At 56.1% G+C, this 19,776-nt stretch carries 19 protein-coding genes, 3 tRNA genes and 1 riboswitch; of the genes, 15 read left to right on the top strand and 7 right to left on the bottom strand.

Annotated elements, in window-relative coordinates; translation table 11 throughout:
• Positions 1 to 14: 14 nt before the first annotated feature.
• Positions 15 to 569 carry a phasin family protein gene (locus BI344_RS25915; protein ID WP_071114780.1) on the top strand — a complete coding sequence of 185 codons (555 nt, stop codon included), beginning with the start codon at positions 15 to 17 and terminating at the stop codon, positions 567 to 569.
• Between the two features lie 129 nt (positions 570 to 698).
• Entirely contained in the window at positions 699 to 1,832 is a 1,134-nt protein-coding gene (locus BI344_RS21185; protein WP_071114779.1) for a M14 family metallopeptidase, read from the top strand.
• Between the two features lie 61 nt (positions 1,833 to 1,893).
• Here the strand turns inward: BI344_RS21185 and BI344_RS21180 are convergent, their stop codons facing one another.
• The 3 genes from BI344_RS21180 to ygfZ form a co-directional block, all read right to left on the bottom strand.
• A complete protein-coding gene (locus tag BI344_RS21180; protein WP_071114778.1) occupies positions 1,894 to 3,615 on the bottom strand; it encodes a hypothetical protein in 1,722 nt (573 codons plus the stop codon).
• A 162-nt stretch (positions 3,616 to 3,777) separates the two neighbouring features.
• Positions 3,778 to 4,083, bottom strand: a complete 306-nt coding sequence (locus BI344_RS21175; RefSeq protein ID WP_071114777.1) for an H-NS histone family protein — start codon at positions 4,081 to 4,083, stop codon at positions 3,778 to 3,780.
• 96 nt (positions 4,084 to 4,179) lie between these two features.
• The gene (ygfZ, locus tag BI344_RS21170; RefSeq protein WP_071114776.1) at positions 4,180 to 5,214 is read right to left on the bottom strand and encodes a CAF17-like 4Fe-4S cluster assembly/insertion protein YgfZ; all 1,035 of its coding nucleotides are present in this window, start codon (positions 5,212 to 5,214) and stop codon (positions 4,180 to 4,182) included.
• A 217-nt stretch (positions 5,215 to 5,431) separates the two neighbouring features.
• Between ygfZ and BI344_RS21165 the strand changes: the two genes are divergently transcribed.
• From BI344_RS21165 to BI344_RS21140, 6 genes are all read left to right on the top strand, one after another.
• Positions 5,432 to 5,507 (top strand) — tRNA-Asn (locus BI344_RS21165).
• 30 nt (positions 5,508 to 5,537) lie between these two features.
• Positions 5,538 to 5,613: transfer RNA gene (locus tag BI344_RS21160), tRNA-Asn, on the top strand.
• A gap of 26 nt (positions 5,614 to 5,639) precedes the next feature.
• Positions 5,640 to 5,715 (top strand) — tRNA-Asn (locus BI344_RS21155).
• 85 nt (positions 5,716 to 5,800) lie between these two features.
• Complete coding sequence (locus tag BI344_RS21150) at positions 5,801 to 6,658, top strand: DMT family transporter (RefSeq protein ID WP_071114775.1); 858 nt, start codon at positions 5,801 to 5,803, stop codon at positions 6,656 to 6,658.
• Between the two features lie 55 nt (positions 6,659 to 6,713).
• Positions 6,714 to 7,175 carry a large conductance mechanosensitive channel protein MscL gene (mscL, locus tag BI344_RS21145; protein ID WP_071114774.1) on the top strand — a complete coding sequence of 154 codons (462 nt, stop codon included), beginning with the start codon at positions 6,714 to 6,716 and terminating at the stop codon, positions 7,173 to 7,175.
• Between the two features lie 31 nt (positions 7,176 to 7,206).
• A riboswitch (yybP-ykoY riboswitch) is annotated at positions 7,207 to 7,386 on the top strand.
• A 3-nt stretch (positions 7,387 to 7,389) separates the two neighbouring features.
• Entirely contained in the window at positions 7,390 to 7,956 is a 567-nt protein-coding gene (locus BI344_RS21140; protein ID WP_071114773.1) for a TMEM165/GDT1 family protein, read from the top strand.
• 59 nt (positions 7,957 to 8,015) lie between these two features.
• On the opposite strand, the gene BI344_RS21135 is transcribed toward BI344_RS21140, so the two are convergent.
• The 3 genes from BI344_RS21135 to BI344_RS23310 all read right to left on the bottom strand — a co-directional run bounded on the left by BI344_RS21135 (position 8,016) and on the right by BI344_RS23310 (position 10,900).
• On the bottom strand, positions 8,016 to 9,815 hold the full coding sequence (locus BI344_RS21135) for a methyl-accepting chemotaxis protein (RefSeq protein ID WP_071114772.1): 1,800 nt from the start codon (positions 9,813 to 9,815) through the stop codon (positions 8,016 to 8,018).
• An 80-nt stretch (positions 9,816 to 9,895) separates the two neighbouring features.
• Positions 9,896 to 10,501: a methyltransferase domain-containing protein gene (locus BI344_RS21130; RefSeq protein WP_071114771.1), complete on the bottom strand. Its 606-nt coding sequence runs from the start codon at positions 10,499 to 10,501 to the stop codon at positions 9,896 to 9,898.
• 15 nt (positions 10,502 to 10,516) lie between these two features.
• Positions 10,517 to 10,900: a DUF1289 domain-containing protein gene (locus BI344_RS23310; RefSeq protein WP_083338851.1), complete on the bottom strand. Its 384-nt coding sequence runs from the start codon at positions 10,898 to 10,900 to the stop codon at positions 10,517 to 10,519.
• A gap of 480 nt (positions 10,901 to 11,380) precedes the next feature.
• Between BI344_RS23310 and BI344_RS21120 the strand changes: the two genes are divergently transcribed.
• From BI344_RS21120 to BI344_RS23305, 3 genes are all read left to right on the top strand, one after another.
• Positions 11,381 to 11,668 (top strand): hypothetical protein, encoded by a 288-nt coding sequence (locus tag BI344_RS21120; protein WP_071114769.1) that lies wholly within the window; start codon positions 11,381 to 11,383, stop codon positions 11,666 to 11,668.
• A gap of 54 nt (positions 11,669 to 11,722) precedes the next feature.
• The gene (locus tag BI344_RS21115) at positions 11,723 to 12,142 is read left to right on the top strand and encodes a hypothetical protein (protein WP_071114768.1); all 420 of its coding nucleotides are present in this window, start codon (positions 11,723 to 11,725) and stop codon (positions 12,140 to 12,142) included.
• A 168-nt stretch (positions 12,143 to 12,310) separates the two neighbouring features.
• Complete coding sequence (locus BI344_RS23305) at positions 12,311 to 12,619, top strand: H-NS histone family protein (protein WP_083370323.1); 309 nt, start codon at positions 12,311 to 12,313, stop codon at positions 12,617 to 12,619.
• A gap of 412 nt (positions 12,620 to 13,031) precedes the next feature.
• Here BI344_RS23305 and BI344_RS24180 read toward each other — a convergent pair whose 3' ends face one another.
• Positions 13,032 to 13,355: a hypothetical protein gene (locus tag BI344_RS24180; RefSeq protein ID WP_139167105.1), complete on the bottom strand. Its 324-nt coding sequence runs from the start codon at positions 13,353 to 13,355 to the stop codon at positions 13,032 to 13,034.
• Positions 13,356 to 13,619: 264 nt separating this feature from the next.
• Here BI344_RS24180 and BI344_RS21105 point away from each other — a divergent pair, with 264 nt between their 5' ends.
• From BI344_RS21105 to BI344_RS23295, 4 genes are read left to right on the top strand one after another with little or no spacing between them, the layout of a single operon-like run.
• The gene (locus BI344_RS21105) at positions 13,620 to 16,265 is read left to right on the top strand and encodes a type VI secretion system Vgr family protein (protein WP_071114766.1); all 2,646 of its coding nucleotides are present in this window, start codon (positions 13,620 to 13,622) and stop codon (positions 16,263 to 16,265) included.
• A gap of 3 nt (positions 16,266 to 16,268) precedes the next feature.
• Complete coding sequence (locus BI344_RS21100; protein WP_071114765.1) at positions 16,269 to 17,123, top strand: DUF4123 domain-containing protein; 855 nt, start codon at positions 16,269 to 16,271, stop codon at positions 17,121 to 17,123.
• 20 nt (positions 17,124 to 17,143) lie between these two features.
• The gene (locus tag BI344_RS23300; RefSeq protein WP_139167104.1) at positions 17,144 to 17,701 is read left to right on the top strand and encodes a DUF3304 domain-containing protein; all 558 of its coding nucleotides are present in this window, start codon (positions 17,144 to 17,146) and stop codon (positions 17,699 to 17,701) included.
• Positions 17,698 to 19,671: a phospholipase effector Tle1 domain-containing protein gene (locus BI344_RS23295; protein ID WP_083370321.1), complete on the top strand. Its 1,974-nt coding sequence runs from the start codon at positions 17,698 to 17,700 to the stop codon at positions 19,669 to 19,671. Before BI344_RS23300 ends, BI344_RS23295 begins: the two co-directional genes overlap by 4 nt.
• Positions 19,672 to 19,776: the final 105 nt, after the last annotated feature.

The following is a 19,776-nucleotide window of genomic DNA, read 5'->3' as shown; positions in this document are numbered from 1 at the left end:
GGAGGTTTTACACCATGTCCTTCAACAATGAACAGCTGAACAAACTTTCCCTGACCGGTTTCGAATCCTCGCTCCGTTTCGCGCAAATCGCGCTGGACAGCACCGAGCGCTTGGTCAAACTGCAACTGGACGCATCCAAGCAATCCCTGGAAGACCACACCACGGCAGCCAAGCAGTTGACCGAGTTCAAGGATGCCCAGGAAGCGATCAACCACCTGAACAAGCTGGCCACTCAATCGATCGACAAGGCCGTCAACCACTCCCGCAATCTGTACGAAGTGGTTTCCGGCGCGCAAAGCGAGTTGAGCAGGCTGGTGGAAGAAAGCGTCGGCCAGTTCAACAAATCGCTGATCAGCTCCATCGAATCGGCGGCCAAGAACGCCCCGGCCGGCTCCGATGCCACCTTGAACGCGGTCAAGACCTCGTTCGCCGCCGCCGCCGCCGCGGTCAACACCTTCAGCAAGGCCGCCCAGCAGGTTGCAGAATTCACCGACAGCAGCGTCAAGGCCGCCACCAGCGCCACCGCCGACGCGGTGAAAAACTCGGCCAAGCGCGGCGCCACCGTTTAAGGCATCGTCCGCTTCCGCCCATGCCCCGCCCTCTCATCGGCGGGGTTTCTGCTTTAAAGGATGCATAGCCCCCGCGACAGGTTTACAATCCGGGTTCTAGAGATTCAGCAAGCACTACGGGTTCCACGCATGAAAATCAGCAGCAACTTCGACGCCGGCAGCATCGAAATCGTCTCCGCCGTCTCGGCGGAGGACATCCAACTGCGCATCCGCCGCGACAACGCAGCAGAGTTCGCGCAATGGTTCTACTTCCGCGCCCAGGGCGCTGCCTACCAGCACTGCAACTTCCGCTTCCTCAACGCCGCGGAATGCGCCTATCCGCAGGGCTGGGTCGATTACCAGGCGATGGCCTCCTACGACCGCATCAACTGGTTCCGCGTACCCACCCGCTTTGAAGACGGCGTGATGACGATAGAGCACGTCCCGCTCTCCAACAGCATCTATTACGCCTACTTCGAGCCCTACTCCTACGAGCAGCACCTGAATCTGATCGGTCAGGCACAGGGCTCCGGCTTGTGCCAGGTCACCGATCTGGGCTTCACCGTGCAGCAGCGCGACATCAACCTGCTGACCATCGGCCATGAAGTGGAATCCGATCTGAAGATCTGGATCACCGCCCGCCAGCATCCGGGCGAAACCATGGCCGAATGGTTTGTCGAAGGCTTCCTCAACCGTCTGCTGGACCCGCAAGACCCGACCAGCCGCGCGCTGCTGGACCGCGCCACCTTCTACGTGGTGCCCAATATGAACCCGGACGGCTCGGTGCTGGGCAATCTGCGCACCAACGCCGCCGGCGCCAATCTCAACCGCGAATGGTCGGAACCCAGCCTGGAACGCAGCCCTGAAGTGCTGCTGGTGCGCGAAAAGATGCTGGAAACCGGCGTGGACCTGTTTCTGGACATCCACGGCGACGAAAACATTCCCTATGTCTTCCTGGCCGGCACCGAAGGCGTGCCGTCGTGGAACCAGCGGCTAGAGAAGCTGGCCGACAGCTTCCGCCACCACCTGTTGCTGGCCAGCCCGGACTTCCAGACCGAGCACGGCTATCCGCGCAACGAGGCGGGCAAGGCCAATATGGGCATCGCCACCAATTGGGTCTGCCAGCAGTTCGGCTGTCTGGCCTTCACGCTGGAAATGCCGTTCAAGGACAACAACAATCTGCCGGACGACGACTTCGGCTGGAGCGGCCAGCGCAGCCTGCGCCTGGGCGAAGCCGCCCTGTCGCCGATCTACGCCATCCTGGACGACCTTGCTGGCGAATAAGCCGCGATGTCCAATAAAAAAGCCGACCACGTGGTCGGCTTTTTTCATGCGGCCTTACCAGTCACAGCAAAACCGGCAGCTTGTCCAGGGTCTTGACCAGCTCGACCTCCACCATGCACCAGTCGCTGCCCTTCTCCATCACCTTGCCCAGCGCAATCTGGAAATGCTTGCCGCGGGCGGTCATGTAGAACTGCTTGCCCAGCATGTACAGCGACAATGGCAGAATCAGCGCGTTGATCAGCTTGCCATTGCGGCGATAGGGCATGAACAGGCTGATATGGCCGGCCAGCCACACCTGATCCGGCGGCAGAGTGGGATCGATCAGCCTGGCGTCCGTAGGCCGCAGCGACGCCGCCAGCGGACGGGTGCTCAGCGTTTCTATCCCCAGATAGATGCTCTCCCGGTTGGTGCGTTTGACGCGCCGTATAATGCCGAGATTCCAGGATTCGCCGCCAGCCTCGTGAAAACCGATCAAGCCGCCCAGGCTCACCCATTCGTTCCCCATCACATCCAGCGATACGCCCAGTCCGGTCTGGCTGATGTTCTCCAGCGCCCATTTCTGGAATTCCTGCTGTACGGCGGCCTCAGCCGTTTCGCCAGACAGCGACAATGCCCCCGCCGGCAGCGGCGACAACGACTTTTCGCGCTTGCGGCTGGTGACAAAGCCGTAGATGCGGATATTGGCCGCATCGTCATAGCTGTCATTGTCGACGCCGCGATGCTGCTGCATCGACTCCTCGTCCGGCTTGCGGATCAGCTTATGCAATACCGTCAGGCGGTGCGCAACTTCGACATGGCGATTGCTGACCGCCACCCGCTCCGCCCGCTCGAACACCACCGGCTTGGCGGCCCACTCCCGCGTCAACACCCGCAGCAGCCCGGCATCGATGCCCGGCTCCACCAGGCGCTTCAGCTCCTGCGGAATGCGCCCGCCTTCCATCACAATCGCCCAGCCATGCAGGATCTCCACCGCCTCGACCGTGCTCCAGTAGCGGACCCACTCGCTGGCTCCCGCCCCATGCACCCGGGCGGCGGGCTTGGGATCGGTCAGCGTCACGGCAAAACTGGACTCCTCAACATAGGCCTTGGTCAAGGTCATTCGATTGCTGAGCAACGTCAGCAACTCGTAGGAAAAATTGATCTGCCTGACGCTCAGATTGCCGTTGCACAGCACCGACAGCATTTGCATGACCAAATACAGATCCTGCACAGTGGTGGCGGCAGATTTTTCGCCAAACAGGAATACCGGCTGAGAGTCGAAACCGCGCTGTTCGGCAAAGCGATACAGCTGGTTTACATTCATCCAGAATACTTCATCCGGTTGAAAGTTTCTTATGTATTGCCATCTGGCGTATTCCGTCAGGTAATACATCATGCGCGCCAGCACTAAAGGCAGGCGATCGTGTATTTTCAAACCGTTGGGGTGGTCCGCCGCTACCGGCAAGGCATATTGATAGAAATCGGTAAACTGCTTGCCATAATTGAGGATTTGTCCGCGCAGTTGGCTTTCCAGGACTTTCGGCATCCGGGTGTTCATCAAATACTGAACGCACAGGGTGTCGTGCAGCGCCTGCGTCTCCAGATTGAGCGTCAGCACCGCATCCAGCAGATCCGCCGACATCTCCAGCGAAGGTGAATTCAAGCCGCCCAGCAACTCCGCCACCTTGTCGTGGGCGCCAGCGCCATACTCCAGGCGCAATGCATCCGCATAAGCCTTGGCGGTCACTGCATTGGTCAAGGGATCCGGCTTGCCCTTGGACCCCCTTGAAAAGAAATCCAGCATGCGCTTGTCCAGTCTCGTTCAAAACCAGGTGCAGCGTCAGAGCACTGCCAACCAGAGCAATGCTACTAGTATTTATAGCAAGCGTAAAACGCTATCGCATGCCGCTCGACTCAGCAAAAAAAAAGCGCCGAAACGGCGCCTTTTACAATCCGATGGCCAGGTTCAGATAGCCAGCTTGTCCAAGGACTTGCCACTGTCAATCCAGGCCTGCACCCAAGCCGGTTTACGGCCACGGCCAGTCCAGGTCAGTTCGTTGTTCGACGGGTGGCGATACTTGGCTTCAACTGGCTTACGCACGGCAACAGTCTTGCTCAAAACATCTTCAACGCTCAGGCCATAAGCGCGGGCCAGCTCGATAATCTGCTTCTTGGCTTTGGACTTTTCTTCAACTTCGCGGCGCTTGATTTCGTTTTCAACGTCGGCTTTCAGCGCGACCAGTTCGGTGAATTCCAGCTTGGACAGATCCATAACATGTTCCTTGATTATTGGTTTATCGATTACAGGATGTAATGTAGCCAATGGAATTGGGACAAGTCAAGAATTAAAAAGAAAACACATTACCCATTATTCGGTTACGGACTCCATCGAGTATGGCAATTCCAAGACCGTCAATGCAATAGTGTAACCCTCATCGCCAAATACTCCAGACTCCCAAGTCTGCGATTGCACGACAGCAAGGCCTCGATATCCATCTTCGGACACCCGGCAAACCGCCGCCAGCATGCCAATTCCCTGATCCGGCAATTGCGGGCTATATAGCTTGGCGCCGACAGCAAGCGGCTTTTCAAACTCGACCCTGAACATCCTGCGTTTCATCTTGCCCAAGTACTGGCTGCGAGCAACGATTTCCTGACCCGGATAGCATCCCTTCTTGAAGTTTACCGCGCCAATCAATTCCATATTCGCCATTTGCGGAACAAACTGCTCTTGAGTCTCTTGCACCACCCAGGCAATTCCCGCCTCGATATCGCGCAGCGCCCATGCTTCTGGCGCAAGCGGGCATAGCTGCTCGTCCGCGGCAATTTCCCGCGCCAGGGCGCCAGTCTCGCGCAACGCCAACACATATCCGCCACCTGGCAACGCCAGCAGCGCCGCGCCATCAATAGTCAACGCTTGCAATTGCTCCAGCTCGGCAATTCCGGAGAAATGATTCTGCAATAGCGCAACCGCCCGCGCGCCGGACATTCCCAACAAAGACCATTCATCAGCCAGAGATAGCCTAACCTTGGCCCGCAACACAAACATGCTCAAACGCTTGCTTATCGCGGCGGCAATATCGGCCGCCACCATCAGGTAATAAGCGCCTTGATACTGCCAAACCAGAAAACTCGCCAGCATGCGGCCTTTCGCGCTGGAGTAAGTGCTGTACTGTGCCCGACTTTCGACCACGTCGCGAATGTCGCTGGACAATTGATTCTGCAAAAACACGGCGGCATCTTCGCCTTCCACCCGGATCAGGGCGAAGTTCACCAAGGGCGCCGCCACCGACTGCCGCTGCAGCGCCTCAACCTGACGCAGTTGCAGCGCCAACGGCAACTCGCCATGCTCATCGCGCTCGACGCCCTTTTGCCGCAGCCATTCACTCCAGAATGCATCCATGCCCCACTCCCGATTGTTATTCCGATGCGCGATCTTAACGCCAACCAGCTCACCATCGCCAGCCGCCTAGCGAGTCCGATGCGCCACAATGAAAATTCCATTCGATAACAACAACCTACCGTACAGCCTGAAAAAACACGCCCCGGGCCGCCATTTTTTACCGCCCATAGCATTGACATCCCTTCCTGGCCCAGTATATAGTTCGCCCTCACTCAATTCCCTGATAGCTCAGTTGGTAGAGCGACGGACTGTTAATCCGCAGGTCGCAGGTTCGAGCCCTGCTCGGGGAGCCAATTCATCTTGGCTAATTTTGAGTCGCGTGTTCCCTGATAGCTCAGTTGGTAGAGCGACGGACTGTTAATCCGCAGGTCGCAGGTTCGAGCCCTGCTCGGGGAGCCACACGCCGCCCGATTTCAAAGTTTTGTTCCCTGATAGCTCAGTTGGTAGAGCGACGGACTGTTAATCCGCAGGTCGCAGGTTCGAGCCCTGCTCGGGGAGCCAGCCTATATACGATAAGCCGCAGCCTACGCTGCGGCTTTTTCGTTTGGCATTTCCCACTTACAATCAATCTCCCCCCGGAGACGATATGCCAAGCAAACCCACCCTGCTAGCCGCCGGAGCCATCCTGCTCTGGGCCTCGCTCGCCACGCTGGGCGCCCTGACCCGCTCGCTGCCGCCTTTCTTCGTGGTAGGCATCAGCCTGACCATAGGCAGCCTGTTGGCGCTGCGCCGCATCCGCGACTGGAAAGTGCCGCTGCCCACGCTGCTGGTTGGCATCTACGGCCTGTTTGGCTATCACTTCCTGCTGTTCTTCGCCTTCCGGATGGCCCCCGCGCTGGAAGCCAATCTGCTCAATTATCTGTGGCCGTTGCTGATCGTGATGCTGACTCCGCTGTTCCGGCCCGGCTCACGCCTGGGCGTCCGCCACATCGCCGGCGGCACGCTCGGCTTCATCGGCGCCGGGTTGATCGTCTCCGGCGGTTCGCTGGCGCTGTCCCAGCAATACCTGCCAGGCTACCTGCTGGCCATGGCCGCCGCAGTCGTCTGGTCGACCTTCAGCCTGGCGCTGGGCCGGCTACCCGAGTTCCGCGGCAGCGCCGTCGGCGGCTTTTGCCTGATTTCCGGCCTGCTGTCGCTGCTGTGCCATGCACTGTTCGAAACCCGCGCCCAGCCCGACGCCATGCAATGGGCGGCGCTGCTGCTGCTGGGCCTGGGGCCGATGGGCGGCGCCTTTTTCCTGTGGGAGCGCGCGCTCAAGCACGGCGATCCGCGCCAGATCGGCTCGCTGTCCTACATCACTCCGCTATTGTCCACCCTGCTGCTGGCCATCAGCGGCCAAGGGCGGCTGAACCCGCTGACGCTGCTGGCCATCCTACTGATCCTGGGAGGCGCACTGCTGGGAACCCTGCCCGGCTCTCGCAGACCAGCCAGTCAAGCAGCATGAGTTTTCACCACAAGCTCAAACAGTTAAAATCAACCTAATCAAAAAGGGAGAAACCATGTCTGTTCTGAAGGAATTCAAGGAATTCGCCGTCAAAGGCAATGTCATCGACCTGGCCGTCGGCGTGGTGATCGGCGGCGCTTTCGGCTCCATCGTCAAATCGCTGGTTGACGATATCATCATGCCACCGGTAGGCCTGCTGATAGGCAACGTCGACTTTTCCAACCTGTTCTTCGTGCTGAAGGAAGGCGCCAAACAGGCCGGCCCCTATGTATCGGTAGCCGCCGCCAAGCAGGCAGGCGCCACCACACTGAACCTGGGGCTGTTCATCAACGCGCTGGTCAGCTTCACCATCGTCGCCTTCGCCATCTTCATGCTGGTCAAGATGATCAACCGCCTCAAGCGCGAGGAAGCCGCACCAGTCCCCGCGGCTACCGCCACCAAGGAGTGTCGTTACTGCCTGTCCGCCATTCCGGACAAGGCCACCCGCTGCCCCTGCTGCACCTCGCAATTAGACTAAGCTTGCCCGCGCCGGGCAATTCCCCTACAATCCGCCTCGTTCTGGGGGAGTAGCCTCGGCGAGCGACAGCGCCGGCAACTGTCAACATGCTTGGCTTCACAGCCATGGCAGTTGCGACGATACCTTCCGTTTGGCAAGACCCATGACATGCTTGCGCATCGCGGGGCCGCGGCGCAGGTTTGTCATGGCGTATGCGCGGCCCCTGGAGTTCCCAATGGAAGCATTCCTGATTTCCACCGGCGTGGTGGCATTGGCCGAGATCGGCGACAAGACCCAGTTGCTCGCCCTGCTGCTAGCCTCCCGCTTCAAAAAACCCGTACCCATCATCCTGGGGATTTTCGTGTCCACTCTGGTCAACCACTTCGCCGCCGCGGCCGTCGGCCAATGGCTGATGGTCAAAGTCGGCCCCGACATCATGCGCTGGGGCCTGGGCATTTCCTTTGTCGCCATGGCGGTGTGGATGATGATTCCGGACAAGCTGGATGAAGACAACAAGCTGCGCGAGCGTTTCGGCATCTTCGGCACCACCGTCATCGCCTTCTTCCTGGCGGAGATGGGCGACAAGACCCAGATCGCCACCGTCGCCCTGGCCGCCCGCTTCCACGATCTGCCCATGGTAGTGGCCGGCACCACGCTGGGCATGATGCTGGCCAATGTACCGGCGGTGCTGCTGGGCGAAGTGGCCGCCAAGAAGCTGCCGCAAAAGCTGATGCACGGCATCGCCGCGGTGCTGTTCGTCGTGCTGGGCATCATCACCCTGCTGTCGCCGCTGAACATCTGATACCGGCCAAAAAGCAACGGGGAGGCTTAGCCTCCCCGCCCCTGCCCGAGGTACAGGCCTCAGACTTGCGCCAGCAGGCTGTTAGGATCGAAACCCACCCGCAAGGCGCCCCAATGGCGGCCCCGCACTTCCAGCGGCAGCACTACTTCGGACAACACTTCGCCGGTATCGCGGCTATAGGTTTGCAGCAGGAAAGGCTGATGATTGCGCGCGGCGCGCAAACCCGCCGGGTCATTGAATATCCGCTTGTCGCGGCTTTCAGCCAAGTCCTTGGACGCATCACCGCTCAGCGGCCGGCTGTACCAGCTGTTATGGGTGGGCGCATAGCCGTTGCCGTCCACCGCCACGCAGAACTTGCCGCCGGGAATCAGGCCCACCAGCCGATCCAGCAGCGGCTGCAGCATTTTTTCCAGCTTGCCGTCGTAAACGGTGCGGTACTTCGCCGGGGTCGTGCCGGCAATCGGCTGGTAGCGCTGATCGAACAGATCCAGTCCGCGCGTCAGCTCATCGTGCAGCAGCTGCTGCACCTCGTCGCGCACCCCGCGCGCCTGGTTGACCGCTTGGTCGAACACGCCATCGCCGATCACAAACTTGGACACCAATTCCTGCACCTGCTCGGCCGCCGCGGTCAGTTCCGCAGCCGCGCCCTCGGTCTGCCCCAGGCGGGCATTCACCTGCTGTCCCAGCAAATGGATTTGCGCCACATGTTCGTTCACCTGATGATTGGCCTGCGAGAAATCGTGCATGGTCGCGGCGATCTGGCTCAGACTGGACGAAGTGGCCTCGAAATCGCCCATCATCTTGCTGAAGTGCTCGGAAGCCCGCGAAATCACATCGCGCGCCTGATTGGTGTCCTGGGTAATCGCCGCGGTTTCCTGCTGGGTCTCCGCCACCAGCCCCAGCATGCCGTCGATATTGTGCGAGATTTCATCCGTGGCCTTTTTCACCCGCTCGGCCAGCTTGCGCACCTCGTCCGCCACCACCGCGAAGCCGCGGCCGCTCTCGCCGGCGCGCGCCGCCTCGATCGCCGCATTCAGCGCCAGCAGATTGGTCTGCTCCGACACGTCCTTGATCAGGTCGACAATGGTCTTGATGCTGGCCGAACGCTGGCTGAGATCTTCCACCGTCAGATTGAAGTGTCCGACCTTGCGGCTGATGTCGTGAATGCTGCCGGTGACCCGCCGCAATTCCTCGCAGGACTCCTGCGCCACCTTGAGGTTTTCCGCCGTGGTGGACGAAATGCCCTCGGTCTGCTCCGTCACCTGCTCGACTCCCCGCGTGCTCTGATCGCTGGCCTGGCTCACCCGCTTGGCTAACTCGTCCTGCTGGCGGGCGCTGCCCAAAGATTCGCTGACATTGCGCCGCGTCACCGCGGAGTCCATCGCGATGCGCACCGTCATAAGCCGCACATTGCTGATGATTTCGCGCATCTTCAGCAGAAAACGGTTGTACGACAGCGACAGCTCGCGGATTTCATCGTAAGTGACGGTGGGGATTTCGCGCGACAGATCGCCGGCGCCCGCGCCGATTTCATTGAAGATCTGGATGATCATGCGCAGCGGGCGCACGATCAGGTAACGCAGATACCACACCATGAAAGCGATGAAGACAAAACTGACCAGCCACAAACCCAGCGTCCAGCACAGCGCGCTGTCTATATTGTTCTCTACCCGGGCCAGCACTTGCGGCGCCACCCCGGCCGCCCGCAACGTGGCGCGGATATCCGACAGTGCGCAATAGCAATAAGCCACCATCAGCAACTGGAAGCCGCTGATGAAAAAGAAACTGCATAACTTTCTGGTCAGCGTGTTCCAGAAGTTTTTTTCCGAAAACGCGTACAGCCGCCAAAACGATTCCATTTGCTCTCCTCCTGAACAATTCGCATCATTATTTTTATTGGTCGGTATTTTTTCTTAAATCGACTCGAATAGCCAGAACCTCACGCCGTCGAAACTTGATCCAGATCAAACTTGCGCCTGCGCCAGACCATCCAATACTCCTGGCCGCGAAATACATGCAGACCATCCGGCAAAAGCTGCTTGTCCTCCAAGAAAAACCATTGGCCGACAAGCGCTTCCAATTGTTCAATATCCATGCCGAAAGGCGGACCCCGGTCGGTTTTCGCCAGAAAAAACACGCCCGCCAGCACCCCGCCCGGCTTGACCATCCTAGCCACGCCATCAGCATATTCCTTTCGCATCGAAATAGGCAACGCGCACAAAAAAGCCCGCTCGAACACGCAGTCGAAAGCGGGCAAATCCAATTGGAAAAAATCGGCCAGCATCAGCCTGCCAGCCGCATCCGGCCACTGCCTTCGCGCCAGCTCCAGCGCCGACTCGCAGAAATCCACCGCCAGCACATCGTGCCCCATGCCGAGCAGCGGCGGCATATCGGACGCGCTGCCGCAGCCCGGCAGCAACATTCGCATCCGCGGCTGAGCGGAAAAGAATTTTCGGGCCGGCTCCAGCAGCTCCGCCCCCTCCCATGGCATCACGCCCTCGCGGTAGCGACGCTCCCAGAACTCCTGCTGCGAACTGTCCTGCATGCCGCCTCCATCAAATCATTGCGCCAACAGCCACTGCGCCGCCTGCTCCAGCGCCAGCTCCCGGCATGGCAATTGCGCCCTGCCCCCGGCGGCGTCCCGCCAGAGCAGCAGGCGCTCGTTCCCATGCTCATCCAGGCGATAATGCGAACCATTGGGCAACCTGGCCCACTCGACGCCATCCAACTTGTCCAGCTCCAACAACACCGCGCACGCTGTCGCCAACTGCAGCAGCCGCTGCCGCTGCGGCAAACTCCGCCAAACCCGCTCTCTCTCGTCCTCACCCATGAAACACCATTGGCTGATCTCGGCAAAAGTGCGCGCGCAGCCACGGCAGACGTTATCCCCCAGCGCAGTGGAACACAAGGCGATGCAAGGGGAATCAGGACGGGAGGTGCTCATGACTATCAGCGCTCAATTCAATTGAAAGCAATAACTTGCGAAAACCCACAGCCACCTGTCGAGAAAGCTGCGGGATTCAGCAGAATATATCAGTTGCAAGCAAATTCAAATGCCGCGGAGAACCCGCAAGAAAATGACAATAAAAAACCCGGAATTTTCCGGGTTTTTTATTAAACAGAATTTGGTTTTGGTCGGGGTGAGAAGATTCGAACTTCCGACCCCCTGCACCCCATGCAGGATGTTCTCACACCTGTCCAGCAAAATCAACCACTTACAATGATGACATTTATGTAAATTACTCCGAAAGAGTACTGCACGGAACTACGCGGCAATACGCACCCCCGCAAATCCCCCACATGGATTAGTGGAGTATTCCCATGGACAGTTAGGCTTTTTTAGCCTAATATGTGCGTATTAGGTGGCACGCAGAAAGCCACTCAGCGGTCCGAGGGGGCTAGTCGTTGCCACCTTGAGAACGACATGAAACTGTCCCAACTGGCAACCATCCGCGTCAACTATCCTGAGGCTCATTTCTGGATCGTCCGGCGAGGCTCAGCAGAGCGATGCGGCGAACCAACCCGAGAGTTCAACCCTGAACATATCGGTATACGGATCGAAAAAACCGACATCCTCTTACCTGATTATCTGTTTTACGTAATGATGCATGTTCATCACTGCGGGTACTGGAAGCAGATAGTCACAGGCAGCCTGAGTCTGGTTAACATTCAGGTTTCAGACGTTCGCAACATCAAGCTGTCACCTAGGTAAGCCCACCCCAAGCCGCAAGGCTTGGGGCTGGCCTCCCACTCATGAGGCACTGAAATGGAAATCCCTCTCCCCAGCATCGCAGATCAGCAGAAATTCATTTTTGAAGCCGCCACCCGCGAAGCCATTGCAACCCTGCAATCCAACTTACAAGCACCTAGGCTGCCGCCTCAAGATGAAGTAGATGAAAGCCAATACAGCCGCGCTCACTTGCTGCGACATGATGAGGGCTGGGAAGTGCCTAACCCTGATCTCGTTGCAGCCTATTTTCGGCATTTCCAGATGCACTTTCCCGAATATGGAACGGATGCAAAACTAGGCACCCTGCTTGGGCTACGCGGCTCTAACCGTGATAGGCGCATTCGCTCCTTCAAAGACGGCAGCGCTGACATACCCTACGACTTGTGGCGGAAGTTCCTCATTATTACTGGCCGCGTACCTCAAGATGTTTTGAAGGTTATGGCCTTCATGGCCTGACAGATATGTTCTCTCTGTTAGCAGGTGAGTCATGGGCTAAATGACTGGCAGTAATGAGAAACTGAAAGCAAATTAAAGTTAGATCTTTTAATTCTTGACTTACCCCGTTTCCATTAGCTACATTACAACCTGTAAAGTTATCAAATCAATAATCAAGAGGGTTATCTCATGGATTTGTCCAAATTGGAATTTACCGCATTGATTGCCCTGAAAGCTGACGTAGAAGGTGAAATCAAGCGCCGCGAAGTTGAAGAAAAGTCTAAGGCTAAGAAGCAGATTCTCGAATTGGCTCGCTCCTTTGGCCTTAGCGTAGAAGATGTGTTGAGCAGCAAAATCGTCAGTGTTCGCAAGCCTGTTGAAGCCAAGTACCGCCATCCAGACGATAGCAGCCTCGCCTGGACCGGCCGTGGTCGCAAACCCGCTTGGGTACAAGCTTGGATCGACAGCGGAAAAACGCTGGAAACGCTGGCTATCTAACCCCAAGCCTACGCCTCATATAAAAAGCGCCTCTCGGCGCTTTTTTATTCCACGTCATACCACCATATCTACATAATACACAATGCCCTGCCTGCCCATCTTCATTTAACAGGTAGATGTATACTCAACCACGCCTCCCAACCATCCGGCACGCTTAGGGAAAATGCCGGATTCAACTCAACATTACCATCATACTGATGCAGTATAGCAAAACCATTCCGCCCACAACCTTCTCATTTTTATGAGATGGGGAAAAGCCAATGCAGCTGCATCAGCATGATTTACTACAAACTCAACAGCAGAGTCATAATCTATCAATTCACCCTTGAAATTGACTGCATTTTATAATTATCGTTTGCCACATGCATCCTAATTAAATTTAATATTAATAATTACAAATAGATATTTTAGATTAATGATAGAGTGGATTGATGGGCATACTAGCAGGCATAGGCTGACCATCAAGAGGTGAGCACAATGCATCACTACTCATCTCACCCGATCCAGTGTAATAGCATTGGAATGACCTTCCTTTTGCTTGGGCATTAAATTTCACCGTCAGGTTATCTGTACGCCTAACGTTTGAAATATCAACCTCTTTCGCTGGCATCCCCAAAGAAAAACCTACCTTTTCCTTAATAACATCGACGTTGAAAATTTTGACCTCTGGCGAACCATTAGCAAGTGAACTAGCAGTTGCAAAAACAAAGACAAGATTTACCAAGCCATTCCGCATAATAATTCCCTTTTTTAAATTTCCCGGATCATAATGCCCGCATCAGTTTCCAAAGATATAGGCAGGCGACCTATCAGTAAAATACAAGAAAAACTCAATTATCATAACAAAGAGTAAGCACTTCGTCATTTGCAAGCCCACCCTGTCCAAATGGACAGTCTCGGCCCAACACATCCATATCAATAAAACGGTTATCCTTCGTTCTTCTCACTTATGTTGCAGTCGCACAAGCGCCCCAAACAGAGGCGCACGCATGGAAGAACCATGGACATCACCGCACTTCTCGCCTCCTTCGCCTCAGCCTTTTCCCAAAATAACCGCCACATCACCCTTGCCATAGACAGCGACGCCGCCGGCCCGGAACAGCTGCTGCCGCAGACGCTGGATGGCGAGGAAGGCGTATCCCGCCCCTACCGCTTCCAGCTGGATTGCCTGTCGCCGGATGGCCAGATCGAACTCAAGTCCCTACTCGGCCACCCGGCCCGCATCGGCCTGATGAATGCCGATGGCGGCGAGGACGTGCGCTGCGGCGTGATCAGCCAGGCGCGCTTGCTGGGCAGCGACGGCGGCTTTGCCCGCTATGGCATCACGGTGGAGCCGCCCTTTGCCTTGCTGCGCCATCGTCGGACTTCCCGCGTGTTCCAGGACATGACGGTTCCGGACATCATCAAACAGATCATCAGCGAGCATCAGGCCGCCAATCCCGCCTTTGCCCGCGTGCAGACACTGGACATCAAGGTGGATGCCTCCCAGCCTTCGCGCAGCTACTGCCTGCAATATAAAGAGAGCGATTTTGATTTCATCGTGCGGCTGATGCATGAGGAGGGTTTCGCCTGGCGCTTCGAACACATCGATGGCGACAGCCCGCAGGTGCGGCTTGTCGTTTTTGACGATGCCTTCAGCCTGCCCGCCGCCAGCGTGCCCAGCGTGCGCTTCCACCGCGTCGACGCCACCGAGGAACAAGACGGCCTGACCGACTGGCAAGCCACGCGCCAGATCGTCGCCGGCGGCGTGGCGCTGGCCAGCTACGATTACCAACCCACGAGCACCAGCCACAGCAGCGACACAAGCCAGGTGGACCAGGGACAAGCCGGCCAAGCATTGCAAAGCAGCCTTAGCCATTACGATGCCCCCGGCCTCTACTACGCCAGCGACGCCGACCAGCTCGGCCGTTACGCCCAGCTGCGCCAGCAGGCGCACGACCTGCAGGCCAAGACCTTTACCGGTTCCGGCGCAGTGCGCAGCCTGCAGGCCGGCGCGTGGTTCCGGCTGGACGACCACCCGGCGCACCACGGCGACAGCGCGGAACAGCGCGAATTCGTCGTCACCGGGCAACGCATCCAGGCCCGCAACAACCTGCCCGGCGACCTATCCCAGCAGCTGCAGGCCATCGCCCCCGGCTTGGGCCTGCAGGCGGCAGACCCGACGGCCGCGCCCTATCAGACCGAATTCCAGGCGCAGCGGCGCGGAATCCCGCTGACACCGGCCTATGCCGACACCCCGCAGGCCAAGCCGACCAGCCTAGGCACCCAAACCGCGACCGTGGTCGGCCCTGCCGGCGAAGAGGTCCATACCGACGAACACGGCCGCGTCAAGGTGCAATTCCACTGGCAGCGGCCGGAGGAACACCCGACCATCGGCGCGGGGATGGACGACAAGTCTTCCTGCTGGCTGCGCGTGGCCATGCCTTCGGCCGGCGCGGCGTGGGGGCATCAGTTCATTCCGCGCATCGGCCAAGAAGTGCTGGTCAACTTCATTGAAGGCGATATTGACCGCCCCTTGATTACCGGCGTGCTGTACAACGGCAGCCATCCGACGCCGACATTCAGCGGCGCCGGCAGCCTGCCGGCCAACAAGACGCTATCCGGCATCCAGTCGAAAGAGCACCAGGGCGGCGGCTACAACGAACTGCTGTTCGACGACACGCCCGGCGAAGTCCGCGCCAAGCTGTCCAGCGAGCCGGGCAAAACGCAGCTGAACCAAGGCTTTCTGACCCACCCGCGCAGCGACGGCAAGGCCCAGCCTCGCGGCGAGGGCTTCGAACTGCGCACCGACAACCACGGCACTATTCGCGCCGCGCACGGCCTATTGCTGTCCACCGAGGCGCAGAACGGCGCAGGCGGCAAGCAACTGGCACGCGAACATGCGCAAAACCAGCTCGACGCCGCGCAGAGTCTCAGCCAGGCGCTGGCGGAAACTGCCACCGGCCAACTGGCCGACACCATGGAAACCGGCCCGGACGAAATCACCCCGGACAACGCCAAGGACGGCATAAAAGAAAAAGGCCACCTGGCGCACCTGACCAGCGCGCTGAAGGCATGGGAAGCCGGCACCAACACCAACGGCGGCGGCGAGGTTCCCGGCCAGCAACCTGTTATCATCCTGTCCGCCCCGGCCGGCATCGCCAGCCTGACCGAACAGAGCCAGACCCTGGCCGCCGGCCAAAATCTGGATCTGATTTCCCAGCGCGACAGCAACCACACTACTGGCCGGCGCTGGCTGCACAATGTCGGCATGCATATCAGTCTGTTCGTTGCAGGCGTCAAAGACAAAGTGGCATTCAAGCTGATTGCGGCGAAAGGCAAGGTGCAGCTGCAGGCGCAGAGCGACGCGATGGAGTTGACCGCCGACCAGGATTTGACCATCACATCGGCCAAGCAAAAGATTCACGCCAACGCCAAGAAAGAAATCCTGCTGACCAGCGGCGGCGCCTATGTCCGGATCAAGGATGGCAAGATCGAACTGCACGCGCCTGGCAACGTCAGTATCAAGGCCGGCAAACACGATTGGAGCGGGCCTGACAGCTTGAGTCCGGCATTACCTGTCTTGCCCAAGGATGTGTGCATTCCCTGCCTATTAAAAGCGATGGCTGCGCGCAGTCCGGTTGCCACTACCATGCCCGGAGCCTAAGTCATGGAGTTTCTGCAGAACCAAAAGACCCCCCAACTACTGCCACAGCTGCATCAATGGATGGCCCAAAGCGAGGACGGCTATTATTGCTGGCTAATGGACGGCAGCCAGCTCAGCGACAAAGAGAAACGGTGGCTACAGCGCCGTCAGCCCTGGCAAAGAGCACTCGACAACAGCCCAATGGCTCAATTGGAAAACTTCGGCCCGCTGATCTGGACACAGCCGCTGCATCTGCAAGAATGGTGGCCGGCATGGCTGGCCATCACGTCCGGCCGCCCGCTGCTCAGCGTGGTGGAATTCCGCCATGCTGTCCCGGATAGCGCGTTCTGGCACTGGCTCAGCGATTTCCGCACCGACGACGGGCAAAAGCTGTTGCTGCGCTTTGCCGACACTCACACGCTAGCTAACGTGCTGCCGCTGATGTCCGACGAACAATTGACGCTGCTCGCCTCCCAAGTCGCCCGCTGGGGCTGGATCGGCCGCACTGGCGAATGGGAGGCCGCCACCCTGCGCGACACGCCCGAGATTCCGGAACCGTGGGAACCATTGGAGTTTACGCAAGCGCAGTTTGACCGAATGATGCAACATGCACTACCGGATATGCTAATTCCATCTTTGGAACATTATTCTGTAATGTTGCCCGAAGAAGTAACACCCCACGCCCTGCATCAAAGACTGATAAGTCTTGCTAATGCAATTAACCAATATGGCATTGAAGATGCTGCCAGCCAAGCTTTCTTTGTTCGTACAGCCTTTATGGAAGGCGACGAATTTCATTTAAAGCCAGAATATGAACCAAATTGGTCAAAAACAAAAAATGGCACACCTTGGTTAGAAGTTATATTGGGCGATGCCTAGCTCACTTTAAAGGTTGAAAATTGAAACCATTTATCTTTCTCCTCATTACGATCTTTTCAATGATATTTCTTCAAGGCTGCGAAGAAAAGAAAGAATCATCTTCAGTTGATTCACCAATGCAAATATTTAACTATACAGATCATGTCATAACATCCGTATGGATAAATGGAGAATGGGCAGGTCGGTCACGCACTAACGAGAACGGCGGAACGACCTGCTGTGTCTCAATCCCAGCCACCTATCGGCTCGGGATAACCATGATCGTTAATTGGGAGCGCAACGCATGCACATCCAGCAATAAAGAATGCTATGAAAAATACGGAAAAAAAGATTTAGACTTTCCACAAGTAAAGCTGCAAAAAACTATCACCCTCCCCCCATACGACACTAAAGAGGTCAGCGAATTACAAATAGCATTTCTACCAAACGATGAAGTCAGAGTTTATGCTGACAATCGAGGATTTGAAAGATTAGACCATCCATCCGTTGCGGAGTTTGGGAATCTGCTACAAGATGGCCCACGTCCACTTGAAAAGCTTTGGGTCAATATCACTGGCAAACAAGGAGCAAGTAATTGAGCGCACAAAATGCACCATTGCCAAGGCTATCCGATGGAAAAATTGATGTTGCGAATTCTTTTTTTAAAAAGAGTCAGCTAACGAAAGAAAAAAAGACAACTCCCAATTGCATCGTAAACCCATGGGTTACATTTTTCTTTGATGGCACAAACAACAACAGAGATCGTGATTTAACTGAGTCAATGCAGGCCGGCAAGCCAAGAAAGTTATGCGAGCACTCGAATATTGTATCTCTTTTTGAAATAGCCAAAAACAATCCAATTAGTCATCTATTTAGCCATTACATTCAAGGCGTTGGTACAATTTTTAAAAATATTGGTGAAGAAGAACCTGATGATAAAGGTCTCGCAATGGCAAAAGGTGGGAGCAAAAGAATTAGCTATGCTCTTTTTCAGCTATGCAACTCAATTACTTACTCGTTTAATAAAAAGAGAATTTTCTCAATCGATGACTTCAAAAAGGGTTTGGCTGTAGAAAAAATATCTACCGAACCAGCCAATGCCAATATCTTCACTGCCTTACCCTCAGATGTGAAAGAAGCACTAGAAAAACTCTCCATCACCATCGGAGATAACAAAACCAAGCCGACTATTGGCATTGTAAATGTAGCTGTTTTTGGATTCTCTCGGGGAGCAGCAGAAGCAAGGTCATTTGCTAGAGTACTAGAGCTTTGCTGTGAAAAAAAGGGAGATGTCTGGCTATTCGCCAAATGCATACCCATACGACTATATTTTATGGGGATTTTTGATACTGTCGCTTCTGTGGGACTAGCACACTCGACCCCTGCACTAGGTCGCGCCCCCGGCAAATCAGCTGACGGTGTAATTGATGGCCAAATGGACTGGGCTAAGCCATTTTTTTTGAAAATTACCGAATTTACAAAAATGTGCCGACACTATGTCGCTGCCCATGAAATCCGCTACTCTTTTCCACTCACTAGCATAAGATACAGTGATGGCTCCACTCCGACTAATGCAATCGAAGTTGTTTATCCCGGCTCACACTCAGACGTTGGCGGGGGATATGGCCCAGGCGACCAAGGGAAATCTATTGGAAGTCGAAACAAGTTATTAAGTCAAATACCTTTGCTCAACATGTACAACGATGCAATTTCTGCTGGCGTCCCACTTAGTTCCTTAGCCTCTTTGAAAGAAGATGATCCACAAAAACAGGATTTCTTATGCGACCAATCTTTACTACAACGATTTAGCGCATACATGGCATGGTCTGGGGGTAGCGGTTCGCTAGTAGAGGATAAGTTGTACAATCATTTAAAAAAATACTGGCAATGGAGATTCGCCAACAGCACTCATTTCATGCAGCAAGACTGCATCAATAAACTTACCCAAGGCACAGGGCGAAGCACTAGAGCAGACAAGCAAGACTTAGAAGACATGCGCGCAAGCGAACAGGACTGGATAAAGGATTCACACAATCCAGATGGGCTATCAGCCAATGAAAGTGCAGAATTAATTGGGATGAAAAAACTGGCCCAGCAAACAAAAATCCCTCAACTTGTTCATGAATTCTTTGATCAACATGTACATGACTCTCACGCATCTTTCTATATGCTGGGACCAACTACGACTTGGCAACAGAAAAAACATGTTGCAGCGGCTATGAAGAGGCGAGATCTTGTACAAAAAAATGGATTGAAGCGCTTAGGACCAAGCGGCTACCCGACTGCAGGCGAGCTGCCCCTATTCCCATATGAAGAGGCGATATTAAAGAACTGTCACGGCCCCGCCAACGATCCATCAAAAATTGACATATCCAACTTCCCCATTGTTACCGATGCAGACTTCCCCGCTCTCACTCAAGCAGAAGGCTTGCCAAGCAAGGTTGCAAGTGCCATGACCAACAGCCGAAGAGAGGTTGGCGGCCATGCCCACCAGCGTGCCACCTTCGTTGGCAGCAAGGCCATGTACGGCAAAGCTAAAGGGGGAGCAACCACCTCTCAACTTCCCTAGCTGCATACAACATTTAGTGCGGCTCTACACGCCGCCTCTTGCGACCCCGCAGGAAGATAGATATGCTGTTCTAGCAACACCTCTTCAGCGGCTGTTTAGCGAAGA

Origin of the sequence: Chromobacterium sphagni, from assembly GCF_001855555.1 — a bacterium.
Classification (GTDB): domain Bacteria; phylum Pseudomonadota; class Gammaproteobacteria; order Burkholderiales; family Chromobacteriaceae; genus Chromobacterium; species Chromobacterium sphagni.
This window is presented reverse-complemented; position numbering and strand designations above follow the sequence as displayed.

What these genes read in the sequence shown, in the direction of transcription:
- BI344_RS23310 (WP_083338851.1), bottom strand. Translation starts at nt 10,900, where the DNA reads ATGAGCACCTCCCGTCCTGATTCCCCTTGCATCGCCTTGTGTTCCACT.
- ygfZ (WP_071114776.1), bottom strand. Translation starts at nt 5,214, where the DNA reads ATGGATGCATTCTGGAGTGAATGGCTGCGGCAAAAGGGCGTCGAGCGC.
- BI344_RS21105 (WP_071114766.1), top strand. Translation starts at nt 13,620, where the DNA reads ATGGACATCACCGCACTTCTCGCCTCCTTCGCCTCAGCCTTTTCCCAA.
- BI344_RS23305 (WP_083370323.1), top strand. Translation starts at nt 12,311, where the DNA reads ATGGATTTGTCCAAATTGGAATTTACCGCATTGATTGCCCTGAAAGCT.
- BI344_RS21185 (WP_071114779.1), top strand. Translation starts at nt 699, where the DNA reads ATGAAAATCAGCAGCAACTTCGACGCCGGCAGCATCGAAATCGTCTCC.
- BI344_RS21180 (WP_071114778.1), bottom strand. Translation starts at nt 3,615, where the DNA reads ATGCTGGATTTCTTTTCAAGGGGGTCCAAGGGCAAGCCGGATCCCTTG.
- BI344_RS25915 (WP_071114780.1), top strand. Translation starts at nt 15, where the DNA reads ATGTCCTTCAACAATGAACAGCTGAACAAACTTTCCCTGACCGGTTTC.
- BI344_RS21120 (WP_071114769.1), top strand. Translation starts at nt 11,381, where the DNA reads ATGAAACTGTCCCAACTGGCAACCATCCGCGTCAACTATCCTGAGGCT.
- BI344_RS21135 (WP_071114772.1), bottom strand. Translation starts at nt 9,815, where the DNA reads ATGGAATCGTTTTGGCGGCTGTACGCGTTTTCGGAAAAAAACTTCTGG.
- BI344_RS21150 (WP_071114775.1), top strand. Translation starts at nt 5,801, where the DNA reads ATGCCAAGCAAACCCACCCTGCTAGCCGCCGGAGCCATCCTGCTCTGG.
- BI344_RS21175 (WP_071114777.1), bottom strand. Translation starts at nt 4,083, where the DNA reads ATGGATCTGTCCAAGCTGGAATTCACCGAACTGGTCGCGCTGAAAGCC.
- BI344_RS21115 (WP_071114768.1), top strand. Translation starts at nt 11,723, where the DNA reads ATGGAAATCCCTCTCCCCAGCATCGCAGATCAGCAGAAATTCATTTTT.
- mscL (WP_071114774.1), top strand. Translation starts at nt 6,714, where the DNA reads ATGTCTGTTCTGAAGGAATTCAAGGAATTCGCCGTCAAAGGCAATGTC.
- BI344_RS21130 (WP_071114771.1), bottom strand. Translation starts at nt 10,501, where the DNA reads ATGCAGGACAGTTCGCAGCAGGAGTTCTGGGAGCGTCGCTACCGCGAG.
- BI344_RS24180 (WP_139167105.1), bottom strand. Translation starts at nt 13,355, where the DNA reads ATGCGGAATGGCTTGGTAAATCTTGTCTTTGTTTTTGCAACTGCTAGT.
- BI344_RS21140 (WP_071114773.1), top strand. Translation starts at nt 7,390, where the DNA reads ATGGAAGCATTCCTGATTTCCACCGGCGTGGTGGCATTGGCCGAGATC.
- BI344_RS21100 (WP_071114765.1), top strand. Translation starts at nt 16,269, where the DNA reads ATGGAGTTTCTGCAGAACCAAAAGACCCCCCAACTACTGCCACAGCTG.